Raw genomic sequence first — 18,096 nt, 5'->3', positions numbered from 1 at the left:
TTAAATAATTCAATAAGTAAAAATTTTAACAAGACAGCCATTAATCTCAACCGACATTTTTTCTATGAATCCACGAAGGCTGATGGCATGTGTTGCAGCACTACTTGACGCCCTAAAATCTCAACAACGCGCCCCACTCTTTGGGCCCTGATTCATACACTCTCTCTGCAAAAAAATGTCAATAAGCTTGGCGCCTGATAACCCTGCGATTGCACCGTCCACAGTCGCTTTCATGTCTTTTGCCAATACCCGCTGGCGGGTCCGCCGCCCCAAGCCTTTTGTGCTGGTCATTGAGGGCGAGGACGTGCCCGCTGCATCCGCCAAGACCTGCGATTACCTGCATGAACAACTGCTCTCGCCGCAGTGGCGCGAAGCCTTTTACCAATTGGTCGATGCCACGGGCTTGGTCGTTTGCCTGAACCTTCACACCGAACACCCCACTTACCGCGATGTGCGTGGCCGATCCAGCAAGGGACGTCTAAGCCAAGGCGAGTACTACCACCACGACGGCTGCACGGGCCCTGTCAAACCACGCTTCGTCGAAATACGCTGCCCCATCCAACCCCAAACCCGTGGCGTCGCCACCGCCGTAGCGCCACACCGCGATGTGGTCAAAGCCATGGTGCAGGTTTTGCCTGCTGAATTGGCAAGCTCAGCTGCACTGGTTTCGCAAGACATGGGCACAGACGCATTGAACCAAATGGACGGTTCAGCGCTCGAACATTTGCAAGGACTGATCACGCGAACCGTGCGAAAAAAACTGAACGCCGAAGGAGCCCGGGTCTATTTCCGCCAAGTCGATGAAGCGGCCAATGCCTACTTTGAGCCTTGGGCCTTGGGCGAAAGCCGCATCATCGCCAATGGCAACAGCGGCGTCACCATGCAACATCGCCGCGCCTACCAAACCACTCATACCGGCGGTGTGGCCAACGGTCATTTGGTCAAGCGCTGGCCCAATGAAGAATTGTTGCTGCCAGGCGAGATGCTGGATCCCGCGTTCTTGGCTGCTCTGTGCAGCGAAGAAGACGACGAAAGCGCGGGTGGTCAAGCGCGTGAGGTCTGCGCCTTGGCACGAGACCTCAAGCCCGCTCTCGCACCAACAAACGCAAAGCCCACAAGCCCAGCGCTGGACCTAACGCCAATCCTGTGAGCAACCAGCCCAAGGGCAGCCAATCGGTCAGCGCGACGAACAACAAAATGCTCACGGTGCTGATGGAAAAACCGATGCAGTTGGTGAGCGTGAGCAAAGTGCCCACAGCCTGCGGTGGCGCGTTTCGAGCCGTCAGCGCAGAGAACTGGGGCGAATCGCCCGCCACGCTGACTCCCCACACCAACAGCCATGCGTAAAAAACGGCATCGGTGGCATGCAGCAACCACGGCGCCAACAAGCAACACAGCCCACTGACCCCCAAGAAAAAAGCGGCGATCCGAGCACTGCCCCAGCGCTGTGCCGCATAGCCGCCCAGCACGCAGCCCACAGCACCGCTGCCCAAAACCGCAAAAGCCATCCATGACAAGTCCACGCCCGACAAACGCGTGCTCAAAATCAGTGGCACCAAGACCCACAGCGTGTAGAGCTCCCACATGTGACCAAAGTAGCCAAGGACAGAGCTTCGTACCCGAGCATCGGTCCACATCGTGGCCATCGCTGGCCACTGCAAGGTGCTCACGCGCACAGGGGCTTGCGGTGGCTCTCCCAATGTGAGGATCAACAAACCCCCTGCTGCAGCCAAAGCGGCCACACCCAACATGATGCTGGGCCAGGGCAAGGCATCGGCGACAGCCCGAAGGCCATGGGCGCTGGCCGAGCCCAGCACCAAGGCACCCAACAAATAACCCAACGCCGAACCCAGACCTTGCCGATACCACTGTGACGCGATCTTCATGCCCACAGGGTAAATACCGGCCATGAAAAAACCACTGGCGAAGCGCCAAAAGAGCAGCGCAGTGAAGTCCGACACCATGGCCCAAGCCCCAACGGTGCAAGCCGCGCCCGCCATCGCACAACACAAAAACACCCGCGTTGCCCGAAACCGGTCAGCCAAAGCCAACAAGGCAAACACCAAAGTGCCCAGAATAAAACCCCATTGCAAAGCAGAGGTCAAGCTGCCCACGGCGGTGGCAGGCCAGCCAAAGGCTTGCTGCAAGTCGGGCATGACGGCGTTGACCGCGAACCACAGCGAAGTGCCAGCAAATTGGGCCAGCACCAACACGGGCAATACATGACGAGGGACGGGATTCATGGCCGTGACTGTAAACCGCGTCAGAGCCTGTACCTGAAAGTAAAAGCCGCATGACGCTGATTCTGGTTTTCATGCAGGCCCGAACAAAGCCACTTCCGGGTCGGTGCAAACATTGAGCAGCGGAGCCAGGGCAAATCCAAAAAATAAGGGGTGTCCCTGGCATTATTTGCACTGCTCAACTGAGCGAAGAAAATCAAAACTTCATCACTTCTCATTCAATGACCATGCCAAGAGCTAAAAAAACTTGGAAAGACAAAATGGCCACCAAGCCACCGCACCATGTTGTTCTTGAAAAAAACTTCGCGGGCGTGAAAAGCGGCTCAAAACTGCACATTTCCAGCCCGGAGGAAATTGCAGATGAACTCAGAAAAATTCGACCCGGTGAAACGGTATCCCTTCAGCAATTTCGTAAAAATATGGCTCAAACACAATCCTGTGATGCCACGTGCCCCGTATCGACCTCCCTGTTCTTGAGAATTGTGGCCGAGTACGCATGGGAGGAACACAACGCGAGAAATGTCCCGCTGGCCGATTTGCCACCGTTTTGGCGAGTGGTGGAGCCAGGAACCCCGTTGTCCAAAAAACTCAGTTTTGACCAAGCCTGGATCAGCTTGCAGCGGGATTTGGAAAAAGACTTGTGGGGAGCATGAAAACTCGGAATGTGAAATTCCCAGTCTTCATACTCGTCACCTTAGGAACGAAACCCAAATAAGCAGCTGAATTTTTAGCCAATTCAGTTGCTTCTGGTTTTACCTCTTGGCTGGGGGCAAGTCCGTGCAGCTCCCGTGCGCCACCTCCGCCGCCATGCCGATGCTTTCGCCCAGTGTGGGGTGTGGGTGGATGGTTTTGCCGATGTCCACAGCGTCAGCGCCCATTTCAATCGCCAGAGCGATCTCGCCGATCATGTCGCCCGCGTGGGTGCCCACCATGCCGCCGCCCAAGATCTTGCCGTGGCCGTGCGCCTCGGGTGAATCGTCAAACAGCAGTTTGGTCACGCCTTCGTCGCGGCCATTGGCAATGGCGCGGCCTGAGGCCGACCAAGGGAACAAGCCCTTTTTGACCTTGATGCCTTGCGCTTTGGCTTGATCTTCGGTGAGACCCACCCATGCCACTTCGGGGTCGGTGTAGGCGACGCTGGGGATCACGCGGGCGTTGAACGCAGACGCTGCCAACTCTTTGTTGCCTTGCAGTTCGCCCGCAATCACTTCGGCTGCCACGTGCGCTTCATGCACTGCCTTGTGCGCCAACATGGGCTGGCCCACGATGTCGCCAATGGCAAAGATATGCGGCACGTTGGTGCGCATTTGGATGTCGACGTTGATGAAGCCGCGGTCGGTCACCGCCACGCCGGCTTTTTCAGCGGCGAGTTTTTTGCCGTTGGGCGTGCGGCCGACTGCTTGCAACACGAGGTCGTACACCTGCGGCGCGGGGGCTGTGCCGCCGGTTTCGGCGCTTTCGAAAGTCACTTCAATGCCTTCAGGCACGGCGCGTGCGGACACGGTCTTGGTCTTGAGCATGATGTTGTCAAAGCGCTTGGCGTTCATCTTTTGCCAGACCTTGACCAAGTCGCGGTCAGCGCCTTGCATGAGGCCGTCCATCATTTCCACCACATCGAGGCGCGCGCCCAGCGTGCTGTAAACGGTACCCATTTCCAGGCCAATGATGCCGCCGCCCAAAATCAACATGCGTTTGGGCACTTCTTTGAGTTCCAAAGCGCCTGTGCTGTCGACCACGCGTGGGTCCTTATCTAGCCCATCCTTCTGCATGAACGGCAAGCGCACCGCTTGCGAGCCTGCAGCGATGATGGCCTTCTTGAAGGCAATCACTTTTTTGCTGCCGGTTTGTTCTTGCGCGGTGCCGCTGGTCTCAGACACTTCGAGGTGGTTGGCACCCACGAATTGACCCAAGCCACGCACAGTGGTGACCTTGCGCATCTTGGCCATGGCCGCCAAGCCGCCTGTGAGTTTGCCAATGACTTTTTCTTTGTGGCCGCGCAGCTTGTCGATGTTGACCACGGGCTTACCGAAGTCCACACCCAAATCGGCCATGTGGCTGACTTCGTCCATGACGGCAGCGACATGCAGCAAGGCTTTGGAGGGGATGCAACCCACGTTGAGGCAAACGCCACCCAAGGTGGCGTATCGCTCAACGATGACCACGTTCAAGCCGAGGTCAGCCGCACGGAATGCAGCCGAGTAACCGCCGGGACCACCACCAAGCACGACAAGGTCGCACTCGATGTCTGCAGAGCCGCCGAAGCTGGAGGCTACGGGAGCTGCAAAGGCAGGCATTGCGGCCGCAGGTGCAGCAGAGGGAACTGGTGCAGCCGCTGGCGCAGGAGCAGGAGATGCAGCGGGAGCCGCGGCAGCGCCCTCGCCTTCCAGCACCAACACCACCGAGCCTTGCTTGACCTTGTCGCCCAGCTTCACGCGCAGTTCTTTGACGACACCCGCTTGCGAAGACGGAATTTCCATCGAGGCTTTGTCGGACTCGACGGTGATGAGCGATTGTTCGACTTTGACGGTGTCGCCGGGTTTGACCAGCAACTCGATCACGGCCACTTCGTCAAAGTCGCCGATGTCAGGGACTTGAATATCAATCAGTGCCATACCAAATCCTTAGAGAAGAACACGACGGAAGTCGCTGAGGATTTGACCCAGGAACGCGTTGAAGCGTGCCGCTGCGGCGCCGTCGATGACGCGGTGGTCCCATGTCAGCGACAGGGGCAGCATCAGGCGGGGCACAAACTGCTTGCCGTCCCAAACGGGTTCCATGGTGCTCTTGCACACACCGAGGATGGCCACTTCGGGCGCGTTGATGATGGGTGTGAAGTACTTGCCACCAATACCGCCAAGGCTGGAGATGGTGAAGGTCGCGCCGGTCATCTCGGCGGGACCAAGTTTGCCTTCACGGGCTTTCTTGGCCAATTCGCCCATTTCCTGGCTGATTTGCAGCACGCCTTTTTTATCGCAATCGCGAATCACCGGCACCATCAAACCATTGGGCGTGTCGGCTGCAAAGCCGATGTGCCAGTAATTTTTGTAGACCAATGCATCGCCATCCAACGAGCTGTTGAACTCGGGGTATTTCTTGAGCGCGGCCACACAGGCCTTGATCAAGAACGCCAGCATCGTCACCTTGACGCCACTCTTCTCATTTTCTTTGTTCGTAGAGACGCGGAAGGCCTCAAGGTCGGTGATGTCGGCGTCGTCATGGTTGGTGACGGCCGGAATCATGACCGCGTTGCGCAGCAAGTTGGCGCCGCTGATCTTCTTGATGCGGCCCATCTCTTTCCGCTCGATGGGGCCGAACTTGGCGAAGTCGACCTTGGGCCATGGAATCAAGCCCAAACCCGCACCATCACCACCCGAGGCCGCAGGGGCTTTGGCCGCTTGGGCCTTGGTTTGCGCAGCGCCCGACATGACAGCTTTGGTGAAGGCGTGCACATCGCCCTCGGTGATGCGGCCTTTGATGCCTGAGCCTTTGACTTCGTCCAAAGGCACACCGAGTTCTCGGGCGAACTTGCGCACTGAAGGAGATGCGTGGGGCAAGCCCAGCGTGGAACCGCCAGGGGCATGCGAGGGCGCAGCCACCATACCGGCAGTTGCCGCCGCAGGGGATGGGGCTGCAGCCGGGGCCGAGGCCACGGCGACAGGAGCAGCCGCAACTGCAGCTGCAGCAGGTGCTACCGCAGTGGCTGTTCCCACCAGCACAGCCAGCAGGTCACCAATGTTGAGTTTGTCACCCACTTTGACTTTGAGCTCTTGAAGCACGCCAGCGTGCGAAGACGGGATTTCCATGGAAGCTTTGTCTGACTCCACGGTGATCAGCGATTGCTCAACCTTGATGGTGTCGCCGGGCTTGACCATGACTTCAATGACGACCACATCCTTGAAGTCGCCAATGTCAGGCACATGCACTTCAACCGGACCGGCGGCGGAAGGCGCAGCGACAGGCGTAACAGCCACTGGGGTCGCAACCACAACCGATGCAGATGGTGCTGCCACAGCAGCCGCAGCATGTTTAACAGGTGTAGCAACCACGCCTGCCGCTTCCACCACCAACACGACCGAGCCTTGCTTGACTTTATCGCCAAGCGCCACGCGCATTTCCTTGACCAAGCCAGCCGTGCTCGATGGAATTTCCATCGAGGCTTTGTCGGACTCCACGGTGATCAGCGATTGCTCGGCCTTCACGGTGTCGCCCACCTTGACCATCAACTCAATGACGGTCACTTCATCGAAATCCCCGATGTCTGGGACTTGAACTTCTACCAGTGCCATTTTTGTCTCGCTTATTGGGTTGATGGTTATGCGTACAGCGGGTTGATTTTGTCGGTGTTGATACCGTACTTTTTGATCGCCTCCGCCACTTGGCTGACGGGGACGGCACCGTCTTCGCTCAACGCCTTGAGGGCGGCGACCACGATGTAATGGCGGTTGACCTCGAAGTGCTCGCGCAGCTTGCTGCGGAAGTCGGAGCGGCCAAAACCGTCGGTGCCCAGCACTTTGTAGGTGCGACCCTTTGGAATGAACGGACGGATCTGCTCGGCATAAGCCTTCATGTAGTCGGTGGATGCGACCACAGGGCCGCTGTGCTTGGCCAGCTGCTGGCCCACAAAAGACACACGCGGTGTTTCCATGGGGTGCAGCATGTTGTGGCGCTCAGTGTCTTGGCCGTCGCGGGTCAGTTCGTTGAAGCTTGGGCAGCTCCAAACATCGGCTTGGATGCCCCAGTCGGTCGCCAGCAAGGTTTGCGCGGCAATGGATTCGCGCAAGATGGTGCCCGAACCCAGCAGCTGCACACGCTTGTCGCCGGCAGCTCCTGGCTTGCACAGATACATGCCCTTGATGATCTGCTCTTCGGTGCCAGGCGTGAGTCCTGGCATGGCGTAGTTTTCGTTCAGCAGGGTGATGTAATAAAACACATTGTCTTGCTTCTCAACCATGCGCTTCAATCCATGGTGCAGGATGACGCCGACTTCGTGCGCAAAGGTCGGGTCATAAGACACGCAATTCGGGATGGTGTTGGCCATGATGTGGCTATGACCGTCTTCGTGCTGCAGGCCTTCACCGTTGAGCGTGGTGCGACCCGAGGTGCCACCCAGCAAGAAGCCACGCGCTTGCATATCACCCGCCGCCCAAGCCAGATCGCCAATGCGCTGGAAGCCGAACATCGAGTAATAAACATAAAACGGCACCATGATGCGGTTACTGGTGCTGTAGCTGGTGGCCGCGGCAATCCAGCTCGACATACCGCCGGCTTCGTTGATGCCTTCCTGCAGGATCTGCCCAGCTTTGTCTTCTTTGTAGTACATGACCTGGTCTTTGTCGACCGGGGTGTATTGCTGGCCCGCAGGGTTGTAGATTCCGATCTGGCGGAACAAGCCTTCCATACCAAAGGTACGGGCTTCGTCTACAAGAATGGGCACCACGCGTGGGCCTAAGGCTTGGTCGCGCAGCAGTTGCGTCAAGAAACGCACATAAGCTTGGGTGGTAGAGATTTCACGGCCCTCGGCGGTGGGCTCCATGACAGCCTTGAAGGTGTCGAGCGAGGGCACTGTGAAACTCTCTTCGGCCTTGGCGCGGCGCTTGGGCAAATAACCACCCAAGGCTTGACGGCGCTCGTGCAGGTAACGCATCTCTGGCGTGTCGTCAGCTGGCTTGTAAAAGGGAATATTGGGCAACTCACTGTCCGGAATCGGAATGTTGAAGCGGTCGCGCATGTACTTGATGTCGTCGTCTGTGAGCTTCTTGGTTTGGTGAACGGTGTTTTTGCCTTCACCGGCTTTGCCCATGCCAAAACCTTTGACGGTCTTGATCAGCAATACCGTGGGTTGACCAGTGGTGTTCACCGCTTGGTGGTAAGCGGCATACACCTTTTGCGGGTCATGACCACCGCGTTTGAGGTTCCAGATGTCGTTGTCCGAAAGGTGGGCCACCATCTCCAGTGTGCGCGGGTCGCGGCCAAAAAAATGCTTGCGCACGTAGGCACCGTCGTTGGCTTTGAAGGCCTGGTAGTCGCCGTCCAAGGTTTCCATCATCAGTTTGCGCAAAGCGCCGTCTTTGTCGCGGGCCAGCAAACTGTCCCACTCGCTGCCCCACAGCAGCTTGATGACGTTCCAGCCCGAACCGCGGAACTCACCTTCGAGCTCTTGCACAATTTTGCCGTTGCCACGCACCGGGCCATCCAAGCGCTGCAAGTTGCAGTTGACGACAAAAATCAGGTTGTCCAGATTCTCGCGGGCGGCCAAGCCGATAGCGCCCAAAGATTCGACCTCATCCATCTCGCCGTCGCCGCAAAATACCCAGACCTTGCGGTTTTCGGTGTTGGCGATGCCACGGGCATGCAAATACTTGAGGAAACGCGCTTGGTAAATGGCCATCAATGGGCCAAGACCCATGGACACCGTGGGGAACTGCCAGAACTCGGGCATCAGCTTGGGGTGTGGGTAGCTCGACAGACCTTTTCCGTCCACCTCTTGGCGGAAGTTGAGCAATTGCTCTTCTGTCAGGCGGCCTTCAAGGTAGGCGCGGGCGTAGACACCGGGTGACACATGGCCTTGGATGTAAAGGCAATCGCCCCCATGGTTTTCATTCTCGGCGTGCCAAAAATGGTTGAACCCGGCACCAAACATGTGGGCCAACGAGGCGAAAGAGCCAATGTGTCCGCCCAAATCACCGCCATCTGCGGGGTTGTGGCGGTTGGCCTTGACCACCATGGCCATGGCGTTCCAACGCATGTAGGCGCGAAGCCGCTCTTCAATTTCGATATTGCCGGGGCAACGGGCTTCTTCGGTGGGCTCAATCGTGTTGACGTAACCCGTCGTGGCCGAAAACGGTAAATCGATGCTGTGTTGACGGGCTTCTTCGAGCAAGCCTTCAAGCAAAAAGTGAGCGCGCTCTGGGCCCGCTTTTTCAATGACGGCGGACAGCGCGTCCAGCCATTCACGGGTTTCTTGGCTGTCTGTGTCTTGCACCGGTTGTTGAGGTGTTGCCGCTGTCATATTTGTCTCCTGAAAGTCATGATCTTTGAACTGGCCAAATTTTCTCATATTTTTCTTTTTATTTCAAATTATGCGGATATGTTTTGTATTGTGAAATTTTAATGAAGCATTGGGCTTTGGTTATGGGTGTTTTGACATGTCCGTCCTCTAAACTCGGGCGATGGAATTGAACAAAACAACGTCGGTTGTGAAAAAAGTGAGCCCTTGGACATGGTGGCTTTCGTGGTGGCGCCGCCAATCGCCCAACAAGCAAGACCGTTTTGCCAACTTGGCCCCGGTTGCCGCGGTGGTGTTGTTTTTGGCTGCCATTGCGAGTGCATTCTGGTATCTGAGGGTTGAAGAAGTTGAACGTGAGCAGGAAGCCATTAAGAGAGATGTGGAATACGCGCAACAACGCCTGAGACTCCGCCTGCTGGAGCGGCAAGAGCAGGTGATGCGATTGGCGAGGGACGTCTCCAACCGGGAAATCAGGTTGGATCAATTTTTGATCCGCTCCGAGTCTTTGGTGCAACAGTACCCCGAGTTTTTATCGCTGACTTGGATCGATGACCGGCGCCGAATCGTGGCCAACCAAAGCATCTCCAGCATCTCCTCAAGCCAGCAGCTGCGTACAGGCAGCACCTTAAGAACAGGCGACACAGAAAGCCTGTTCAGTTTGTCCCGAGACTTGATGCAGCCCATTTATGGGCAAATCTCAGTGGAAGCCGAGCGCGATACGCCCATGAATGTGTTGCAGCTGCACACCCCATTGAGCAACGATCAAGGTCGATTCAATGGGGTCGTCATGGCGCAATACAGAATGGAGGGACTGCTTCGCTACGGCATTCCCACCGAGGTATTGGCCAAATATGCCGTGGCCTTGCAAGACGGCGAAGGGCGCTTGCTGGCAGGCCAATCGATTGCCTCCCGCGCGGTTCTGTGGTCTTTACTGCCAGGCAGCGACAAGCCTCACAACGATTTTGAAATTCCGGTTTCCCCCGTTGGCAACGATTTGGTCTTGCGGGCCCAAACCTGGCGAACCTCTCAGGGCCTGGTGGGCAGCGGACTGTTTTGGCTGGTCAGCGTGTTGAGTGCAATGACCGCCTGGATGCTGATTGCCAATTGGCGACACACCCGAAGGCGATTGCAGGCTCAAAAAGCCTTGGTGGCAGAGACCAACTTTCGCCGCGCCATGGAAAACTCCATGCTGACCGGTATGCGGGCGCTGGATTTGCGCGGCCGCATCACCTATGTGAACCCGGGTTTTTGCCACATGACCGGCTGGAGCGAGTCCGACTTGGTGGGCGCTGTCGCGCCCTTCCCTTACTGGCCCGAACAAGACCGTGAACTCTTGATGCGCCGCTTGGAAGAAGAAATCAGCGGACAACATTCGGCTGGGGGGTTTCAGGTCCGCGTCAAACGCAAGAATGGTCAGTTGTTTGAAGCCCGCATGTACGTGTCCCCCTTGATTGACGCCACGGGCAAACAAACGGGCTGGATGACCTCGATGACCGACATCACCGAGCCCAACCGCATTCGGGAACAACTGGCCAGTTCGCACGAGCGCTTCACCATCGTGCTGGAGGCGCTTGACGCTTCGGTGTCGGTGGCGCCTCTGGGCAGCGAAGAACTTCTTTTTGCCAACAAACTTTACCGTTTGTGGTTTGGTCAAGACACCGGAGGTCACCTGCGGCTGGTCCAGCAAGCCGGCGCTTACAGCGATGAAAGATCTTCCGAAGACGTGGACGACATGGCGGGGCTGCCCACCGTGGGGCTTCCCGCCGCCGGTTCTGAAAATGCTGAAATTTTCGTCCCCGAATTGAACAAATGGCTGGAAGTCCGCTCGCGTTACATCAACTGGGCCGACGGCCGTTTGGCCCAAATGGTGATTGCCAGCGACATCACGCCACGTCGCCAGGCCGAAGAGCTGGCGGCCCAACAAGCAGAGCGTGCCCAGACCGCCAGCAGTTTGATCACCATGGGTGAAATGGCCTCCAGCGTGGCGCACGAACTGAACCAACCCTTGACCGCCATCAGCAACTACTGCAGCGGCATGATCTCTCGCATTCAGGCCAAACAAGTCAATGAAGAAGACTTGCTCTGGGCTTTGGAAAAGACCGCCCACCAAGCCCAAAGGGCCGGGCAAATCATTTTGCGCATTCGCAGCTTTGTCAAACGCAGTGAACCCAACCGCGCCCTGTCCGATGTCTCGGCCATGGTCAGCGAATCACTTGAATTGGCAGAAATCGAGCTGCGCAGACGCCACGTTCGGCTGACCCACCACATCGCGGCCCGCTTGCCCCAACTCTGGGTAGACCCGATCTTGATCGAGCAAGTGTTGGTGAACCTGATGAAAAATGCAGCGGAATCGATCGACAACGCCAACCGGCCGCCAGAGCAACGTCAGGTCGAATTGCGCATCCTGCCCAAGACCATTGACAAGCAATCCGTGGTGGAGTTTTCGGTCACCGACACAGGTGCAGGCTTGCCGCCAGAGTCGATTGAGCGGGTTTACGAGGCCTTTTTCTCGACCAAAGTTGAAGGCATGGGCATTGGCTTGAATTTGTGCCGAAGCATTGTGGAATCGCACCAAGGCAGGATCAAAGCCGAGAACATCTACAATGCCGACGAGGTCACAGGCTGCCGTTTCTCCTTTTGGATACCGGTCGAGACTGGTGAACCACATCACAACCCAATGGGGTAACCGAATGAGTTTGATACCAAAAAAAGGCACTGTTTACGTTGTTGATGACGACGAAGCCGTGCGTGATTCCTTGCAATGGTTGCTGGAAGGCAAGGATTACCGAGTGCGCTGCTTTGACAGCGCCGAATCCTTCATCAGCCGCTACGACCCCCGAGAGGTGGCCTGTTTGATTGCCGACATTCGCATGGGCGGCATGAGCGGCATGGAACTGCAGGACCGTTTGATCGAGCGACGCTCACCCCTGCCCATCGTGTTCATCACCGGCCACGGCGATGTCCCCATGGCGGTGAACACCATGAAAAAAGGCGCCATGGATTTCATCCAAAAGCCTTTCAAGGAAGAAGAGCTTTTGAGCTTGGTCGAGCGCATGCTTGACGAGGCCCGCGATTCCTTTGCCGATTACCAACAAGCTGCCAGCAGAGATGCCTTGTTGTCCAAACTCACAGGCCGAGAAGCCCAAGTGCTTGAACGCATCGTGGCGGGGCGCCTGAACAAGCAAATCGCCGATGACTTGGGTATCAGCATCAAAACCGTTGAGGCGCACCGCGCCAACATCATGGAAAAGCTCAACGCCAACACCGTGGCCGATTTGCTCAAGATTGCGCTGGGGCAAAACGCACCCAAGGCCTGAACCAACCACACCCGACCAAAACGCCCGCACTCGCCGGGCGTTTTGCATTTTTTTATCTGAATTTCAATTTTCAAACATGACGGCCCAACTGATCGACGGCAACCAGCTTTCCAAACAATTGCGAACCGAGGTCGCCAGCCGCGCCCAGGCCCTCAAGTCCAAGGGCGTCACCCCGGGCCTTGCCGTGGTGCTGGTGGGGGACAACCCGGCCAGCCAGGTCTATGTGCGCAACAAGGTCAAGGCCTGCGAAGACAATGGTCTGCACTCGGTGCTAGAAAAGTACGAAGTGACCATGACCGAGGCCGAATTGTTGGCCCGTGTCGAAACGCTGAACAACGATCCGGCCATTCACGGCATCCTGGTGCAACTGCCCCTGCCCGCGCACATCGACGCGCAAAAAGTGATTGAGGCCATCAGCCCTGCCAAAGACGTGGACGGGTTTCATATTGCCAGCGCCGGGGCCCTCATGACCGGCATGCCAGGCTTTTGGCCTTGCACGCCTTACGGATGCATGAAGATGCTGGATAGCATTGGCTACGACCTGCGCGGCAAACACGCCGTGGTCATTGGTCGCAGCAACATTGTGGGCAAACCCATGGCGCTGATGCTGCTGCAGAAAGACGCCACTGTGACGGTGGCGCACTCGCGCACCCAAAACCTCAAAGCCCTGACTTTGCAAGCCGATGTGATCGTAGCCGCTGTGGGCAAACGCAACGTGCTCACAGCCGACATGGTCAAGCCAGGTGCGGTGGTGCTGGACGTGGGGATGAACCGCAATGACGAGGGCAAGCTTTGTGGCGATGTGGATTTTGAAGGGGTCAAACAAATCGCCAGCCACATCACGCCAGTGCCCGGCGGCGTTGGCCCCATGACCATCACCATGCTGCTGGTCAACACCCTTGAAGCGGCCGAACGCGCCACCAAGTGATAAAACTGACCCATTGATCCGTTTATTGGAAACCCCATGACCAATCCCTTGCTCGATACCTCTGGCCTGCCCTTGTTTGACCGCATTGCCCCCGAGCATGTCGCCCCGGCCTTGGACGAATTGCTGGCCGCCGCTGAAAAAGCTCTGGAAGCCGTGACCGCAGCCGAATTTCCAGCCCATTGGAAAGCCATTGCCCAGACCTTGGACGTGAGCACCGAGCGACTGGGCATGGCATGGGGCGCGGTCAGTCACCTCAACAGCGTGGCCGACACACCTGAATTGCGTGCCGCCTACAACGCCGCCCTGCCCCGCGTGACCGAGTTCTGGACGCGCTTGGGCAGCGATGAGCGTCTTTACGCCAAATACAAAGCCATTGATGCCGCCAGCCTCAACACCGAACAAACGCAGGCCCGCAAAAACGCCCTGCGCGGCTTTGTGCTGGGCGGTGCTGAATTGCAAGGCGCAGCCAAAGAACGCTACGCCGCCATCCAAGAACGACTGGCCGAGATCACGCAAAAGTTCAGTGAAAACACGCTGGATGCCACCGACAAATTTGCCCTCTACGTGAGCGAAGACCAGCTCATAGGTGTGCCAGCCGATGTGGTTCAAGCCACACGCGATGCAGCCCAAAAGGATGGCAAAGAAGGCCACCGCCTGAGCCTGAAAATGCCGGTGTATTTGCCTGTGATGCAGTTCGCCGACAACGCCGCTTTGCGCGAACAGCTCTACAAAGCCTATGTCACCAGAGCATCAGACCAAGCCCCCGATGAAGCCAAGCACTTTGACAACACCCCCTTGATGCAAGAAATCTTGGCACTGCGGCAAGAAGAGTCACGCCTGCTGGGTTTTGACAATTACGCCCAAGTCTCGGTCGTGCCCAAAATGGCCGAGTCCCCCGAAAAAGTCACCACTTTCTTGCGCGACTTGGCGGCCAAAGCTCGTCCATTCGCTGAAAAAGACCTGGCAGACCTGCGCGAATTTGCCGCCCAAGAGCTGGGCATCACCGGCCCGCTCAACGCCTGGGACGTTCCCTACCTGAGCGAAAAGCTCAAAGAAGCCCGCTACAGCTTCAGCGAGCAAGAGGTCAAGCAGTACTTCACCGCGCCCAAAGTGTTGGCCGGTTTGTTCAAAATCATCGAGACTTTGTTTGAAGTCAGCATCCGCGCCGACCAAGCCCCTGTTTGGCACCCAGCCGTGGGCTTTTACCGCATCGAGCGCGATGGCAAGCTGATTGGCCAGTTTTACCTAGACCCCCCAGCCCGCGCCGGCAAACGCGGCGGCGCCTGGATGGACGATGTGCGCGGCCGCTGGCAGCGCCCCGACACCGGCGTGCTGCAAACGCCGGTGGCGCATTTGGTCTGCAACTTTGCCGAAGGCGTCAATGGCCAACCCGCCTTGCTGACGCACGACGACGTCATCACCCTCTTCCACGAATTTGGCCATGGGCTGCACCACATGCTCACGCAGGTGAACGAGCGTGATGTCTCCGGCATCAGCGGTGTGGAGTGGGACGCGGTCGAATTGCCCAGCCAATTCATGGAAAACTTCTGCTGGGAATGGTCTGTGCTGCGCCACATGACCGCTCATGTGGAAACGGGCGAGCCCCTGCCGCGCGCGCTGTTCGACAAGATGCTGGCTGCCAAAAACTTCCAAAGTGGCCTGCAAACCCTGCGCCAGATCGAGTTTTCACTGTTCGACATGCTGGTGCATTCTGAGCATGACCCGGCGCAAGACTTCATGCCGCTCCTGGCACGAGTGCGCGAAGAAGTCGCCGTCATGCGGCCACCGGCATTCAACCGCATGGCCCACACCTTCAGCCACATCTTTGCAGGTGGTTACGCCGCGGGTTACTACAGCTACAAATGGGCCGAGGTGCTGAGCGCCGACGCCTACGCTGCGTTTGAAGAAACCGCTGCGGCCGACGGCACGCCCAGCGTGGAAACCGGACGCCTCTACCGCCAAGCCATTCTGGAGGCCGGCGGCAGCCGACCTGCGCTGGAATCGTTCAAGGCCTTCCGGGGCCGAGAGCCGAATTTGGATGCATTGCTGCGGCACCAAGGGATGGTGGCGGCTTAAAAACAAATGAGTGACAGGGGTGGTCGTGAAAGTACGGCCCCCATAATTGAATGTCATGGACGAAAAAAAGCACCGGGCATTTCCGCCAAGTGCTTGTTTTTCCTACCGAATTTGGTAGGCGCGACTAGATTCGAACTAGCGACCCCCACCATGTCAAGGTGGTGCTCTAACCAACTGAGCTACGCGCCTGCTAAGCCGCAAATTATAGCGTCAAAAACCCGATTTTTCTAAACTGCCTCTTGAAGTTGAAGCGTTCAGCGCCTGCGGGCAGCCCTGACGCCTTTGACGCCACGAACAGTGACCAAGACCCGGTTCAGACTCATGGCATCCCCGATTTCCACCGTGAAGGTCATCCAGGCCATGCCTTTGACCGATTGGGTTTGCACACCGATCACATTCATTTTTTCCTTGGCAAACACTTCCGAAATATCGCGCAGCAAGCCTTGGCGGTCGATGGCTTCAACAGAGACATCGACCGGATAGACAGCGCCTTGCGCAGCTTTGCCCTCACCCCAGCGGACATCAATCACGCGTTCGGCATGGCGCGAAGCCAGTTCGCGGAAGTTGCTGCAGTCTTGCCGATGGATGCTCACGCCTTTACCCCGGGTGACAAAGCCCCCAATCGCATCGGGTGGTGCGGGTTTGCAGCAGCGCGACAATTGGGTCAACAGCGAATCCACCCCCACCACCAAGACACCCGAAGGGGACTTGCGGGCCACCGCTCCTTTGAACTTCTTTTGGAAGTACTCATCGGGCTCGAGTGCAGGCTCGGGGGGGTTGAGCAAGACCTCGATGTTGCGCAGCGAATACTCGTCTTTGCCCACCACCTCAAACAAGCCATCGGCCGATTTGAAGCCCAGCTGGTTGGCCAAGTCTTCGAGGCGAATAGCGGTGCGACCCAATCGCTGAAGTGATTTTTCGACCGCCTCACGGCCTTTGGCAATGGTTTCTTCGCTGACCTGCGCGTTGAACCAAGCACGTACTTTGGCCCGAGCCCTTGGACTGGCCAAAAAGCCCAACTCGGGGTTGAGCCAATCGCGTGAAGGACCCCCCTCTTTGATGGTCGTGATCTCCACCGTCTGACCATTGGCCAACTGCGTGTTCAAAGGCACCATGGCCCCGTCCACCTTGGCGCCTCGGCAACGGTGCCCCAAGTTGGTGTGCACGGTGTAGGCAAAGTCAATGGCGGTGGCGCCTTGCGGCAATTCGACCACCGCCGCATCGGGTGTCAGCACATAAATGCGGTCCTCAAACAAGCCGCTGCCTTGCCCATGGGCCTGCGCCGCACCAGACAAATCACGCTCCCAAGCCAACAACTGGCGCAGCACCGCGATCTTGGTGTCGTATTCGCTGCTGGCTGAGACCCCGCTGTACCCTTTGGCCCCCGCTTCTTTGTAGGCCCAGTGCGCGGCCACGCCATGCTCGGCGTGCGCGTGCATGGTTTGGGTGCGAATTTGAACTTCAATCGGACCACCATCGGCATCGCGGACGACGGTGTGCAAAGACTGGTAGCCGTTGGCTTTGGGTTTGGCGATGTAGTCGTCAAACTCTTCGGCAATGGGCGCAAACTGCTCATGCACCCAGCTGAGCACTTGGTAGCAATCGGCCACGCTGGGCACCACAACACGCAGCGCCCGGATGTCGAACACGCGTTCAAAAGGCAGCGCCTTGCCGCGCATCTTCTTGACAATGCTGTAGATGTGTTTGGGTCGTCCCTCCACGGTCGCCACGATGCCTTGCTTGGTCAAAGCCTTCTGCAGTCGCTCGCGCAGGGCCACCATGTAGGACTCTCGCTCGGTGCGTTTCTCGTCCAGCAGCAGGGCGATGTCTTTGTAAGTTGCCGGTTCCAGAAAGCGGAAAGACAGATCTTCCAGTTCCCATTTGATTTGCCAAATGCCCAAACGGTTGGCCAGCGGTGCAAAGACCTGCAAAGATTCGCGGGCCAACACCACCGGCACCGGCAATTTACTGGCCGCAAAATGGCGCAAGGTTTGCAAACGAGAAGCCAAACGCAGCATCACCACACGCAAGTCGCGGCTGAAGGCCAAGAGCATCTTGCGCACGTTTTCAGTCTGGATGCGCGGGCTCAAAGGCGTGTTGTCAGGCCCTTGGGTACTGGACTCCGTGGCCCGGGACAATCGCTGCACATGCACCAACTGGTTGGTTTGCAGAGCCAGTTGCGCCAGATGCGGGCCAAAGGCCTTGCCCATCACTTCTTCTGGTTTGTTCAGGTGCGGACAGGCATAGACCAAATAGATGGCCGCTTGCATGGCCACCGAGCCCCCCATGTCTGCCAAAATCGTGGCCACCGCATCGGCGTGCGCCAAGATGTTTTCACCTGTGTCCAGCGATTCGCCCGTGATCAAGGGCTCAGCAAATGTTCTGGCTTTGAACAACAGATCGGCATCTGCTTGCAAGTCGAGGCCACCGGATGTGGCCAGAACAACCGGTGGCAAATGCACGGCGTGCAGACGCCCTGAGGGCGACATTGGGCTTGCGGAATGGCTGGAACTGGGGCTGACCATCGGA

11 protein-coding genes and 1 tRNA gene are annotated in these 18,096 nt (G+C 57.6%); 6 read left to right on the top strand and 6 right to left on the bottom strand.

The window, feature by feature from the left end; translation table 11 throughout:
- Positions 1-232: 232 nt before the first annotated feature.
- Positions 233-1,150, top strand: a complete 918-nt coding sequence (locus Q1M54_RS07950) for a hypothetical protein (protein WP_300556003.1) — start codon at positions 233-235, stop codon at positions 1,148-1,150.
- Here the strand turns inward: Q1M54_RS07950 and Q1M54_RS07945 are convergent.
- Complete coding sequence (locus Q1M54_RS07945) at positions 1,080-2,243, bottom strand: MFS transporter (RefSeq protein ID WP_300556001.1); 1,164 nt, start codon at positions 2,241-2,243, stop codon at positions 1,080-1,082. The two genes, Q1M54_RS07950 and Q1M54_RS07945, sit on opposite strands and share 71 nt — an antisense overlap.
- Before the next feature lie 257 nt (positions 2,244-2,500).
- Between Q1M54_RS07945 and Q1M54_RS07940 the strand changes: the two genes are divergently transcribed.
- Complete coding sequence (locus tag Q1M54_RS07940; RefSeq protein ID WP_300555999.1) at positions 2,501-2,893, top strand: hypothetical protein; 393 nt, start codon at positions 2,501-2,503, stop codon at positions 2,891-2,893.
- Between the two features lie 99 nt (positions 2,894-2,992).
- Here Q1M54_RS07940 and lpdA read toward each other — a convergent pair whose 3' ends face one another.
- From lpdA to aceE, 3 genes are read right to left on the bottom strand one after another with little or no spacing between them, the layout of a single operon-like run.
- The gene (gene lpdA / locus Q1M54_RS07935) at positions 2,993-4,852 is read right to left on the bottom strand and encodes a dihydrolipoyl dehydrogenase (RefSeq protein WP_300555997.1); all 1,860 of its coding nucleotides are present in this window, start codon (positions 4,850-4,852) and stop codon (positions 2,993-2,995) included.
- 9 nt (positions 4,853-4,861) lie between these two features.
- Positions 4,862-6,526: a dihydrolipoyllysine-residue acetyltransferase gene (aceF, locus tag Q1M54_RS07930; RefSeq protein WP_300555995.1), complete on the bottom strand. Its 1,665-nt coding sequence runs from the start codon at positions 6,524-6,526 to the stop codon at positions 4,862-4,864.
- Positions 6,527-6,552: 26 nt separating this feature from the next.
- The gene (aceE, locus tag Q1M54_RS07925; protein ID WP_300555993.1) at positions 6,553-9,249 is read right to left on the bottom strand and encodes a pyruvate dehydrogenase (acetyl-transferring), homodimeric type; all 2,697 of its coding nucleotides are present in this window, start codon (positions 9,247-9,249) and stop codon (positions 6,553-6,555) included.
- A gap of 160 nt (positions 9,250-9,409) precedes the next feature.
- Here aceE and Q1M54_RS07920 point away from each other — a divergent pair, with 160 nt between their 5' ends.
- The 4 genes from Q1M54_RS07920 to Q1M54_RS07905 all read left to right on the top strand — a co-directional run bounded on the left by Q1M54_RS07920 (position 9,410) and on the right by Q1M54_RS07905 (position 15,567).
- Positions 9,410-11,932 (top strand): PAS domain-containing sensor histidine kinase, encoded by a 2,523-nt coding sequence (locus Q1M54_RS07920; protein ID WP_300555991.1) that lies wholly within the window; start codon positions 9,410-9,412, stop codon positions 11,930-11,932.
- Positions 11,933-11,936: 4 nt separating this feature from the next.
- Positions 11,937-12,563 carry a response regulator transcription factor gene (locus tag Q1M54_RS07915; protein ID WP_019427964.1) on the top strand — a complete coding sequence of 209 codons (627 nt, stop codon included), beginning with the start codon at positions 11,937-11,939 and terminating at the stop codon, positions 12,561-12,563.
- 76 nt (positions 12,564-12,639) lie between these two features.
- Positions 12,640-13,491: a bifunctional methylenetetrahydrofolate dehydrogenase/methenyltetrahydrofolate cyclohydrolase FolD gene (gene folD / locus Q1M54_RS07910; RefSeq protein WP_300555988.1), complete on the top strand. Its 852-nt coding sequence runs from the start codon at positions 12,640-12,642 to the stop codon at positions 13,489-13,491.
- Between the two features lie 36 nt (positions 13,492-13,527).
- Positions 13,528-15,567, top strand: coding sequence for a M3 family metallopeptidase (locus tag Q1M54_RS07905; protein WP_300555986.1), 2,040 nt, complete (start codon positions 13,528-13,530; stop codon positions 15,565-15,567).
- A gap of 112 nt (positions 15,568-15,679) precedes the next feature.
- Here the strand turns inward: Q1M54_RS07905 and Q1M54_RS07900 are convergent.
- Positions 15,680-15,756: transfer RNA gene (locus tag Q1M54_RS07900), tRNA-Val, on the bottom strand.
- Positions 15,757-15,821: 65 nt separating this feature from the next.
- Positions 15,822-18,056: a bifunctional (p)ppGpp synthetase/guanosine-3',5'-bis(diphosphate) 3'-pyrophosphohydrolase gene (locus Q1M54_RS07895; protein ID WP_300555984.1), complete on the bottom strand. Its 2,235-nt coding sequence runs from the start codon at positions 18,054-18,056 to the stop codon at positions 15,822-15,824.
- Between the last annotated feature and the right edge of the window lie 40 nt (positions 18,057-18,096).

The organism is Limnohabitans sp. Rim8 (assembly GCF_943326455.1).
Taxonomy (GTDB): Bacteria; Pseudomonadota; Gammaproteobacteria; order Burkholderiales; family Burkholderiaceae_C; genus Limnohabitans_A.
The sequence above is the reverse complement of the archived record's forward strand: the minus strand, read 5'-3'. Positions and strand labels throughout refer to the sequence as shown.

Bases quoted from the DNA above. Each gene is read 5' to 3' on its own strand.
- Q1M54_RS07950 (WP_300556003.1), top strand. From the start codon at position 233: ATGTCTTTTGCCAATACCCGCTGGCGGGTCCGCCGCCCCAAGCCTTTT.
- Q1M54_RS07945 (WP_300556001.1), bottom strand. From the start codon at position 2,243: ATGAATCCCGTCCCTCGTCATGTATTGCCCGTGTTGGTGCTGGCCCAA.
- Q1M54_RS07940 (WP_300555999.1), top strand. From the start codon at position 2,501: ATGGCCACCAAGCCACCGCACCATGTTGTTCTTGAAAAAAACTTCGCG.
- lpdA (WP_300555997.1), bottom strand. From the start codon at position 4,852: ATGGCACTGATTGATATTCAAGTCCCTGACATCGGCGACTTTGACGAA.
- aceF (WP_300555995.1), bottom strand. From the start codon at position 6,526: ATGGCACTGGTAGAAGTTCAAGTCCCAGACATCGGGGATTTCGATGAA.
- aceE (WP_300555993.1), bottom strand. From the start codon at position 9,249: ATGACAGCGGCAACACCTCAACAACCGGTGCAAGACACAGACAGCCAA.
- Q1M54_RS07920 (WP_300555991.1), top strand. From the start codon at position 9,410: ATGGAATTGAACAAAACAACGTCGGTTGTGAAAAAAGTGAGCCCTTGG.
- Q1M54_RS07915 (WP_019427964.1), top strand. From the start codon at position 11,937: ATGAGTTTGATACCAAAAAAAGGCACTGTTTACGTTGTTGATGACGAC.
- folD (WP_300555988.1), top strand. From the start codon at position 12,640: ATGACGGCCCAACTGATCGACGGCAACCAGCTTTCCAAACAATTGCGA.
- Q1M54_RS07905 (WP_300555986.1), top strand. From the start codon at position 13,528: ATGACCAATCCCTTGCTCGATACCTCTGGCCTGCCCTTGTTTGACCGC.
- Q1M54_RS07895 (WP_300555984.1), bottom strand. From the start codon at position 18,056: ATGTCGCCCTCAGGGCGTCTGCACGCCGTGCATTTGCCACCGGTTGTT.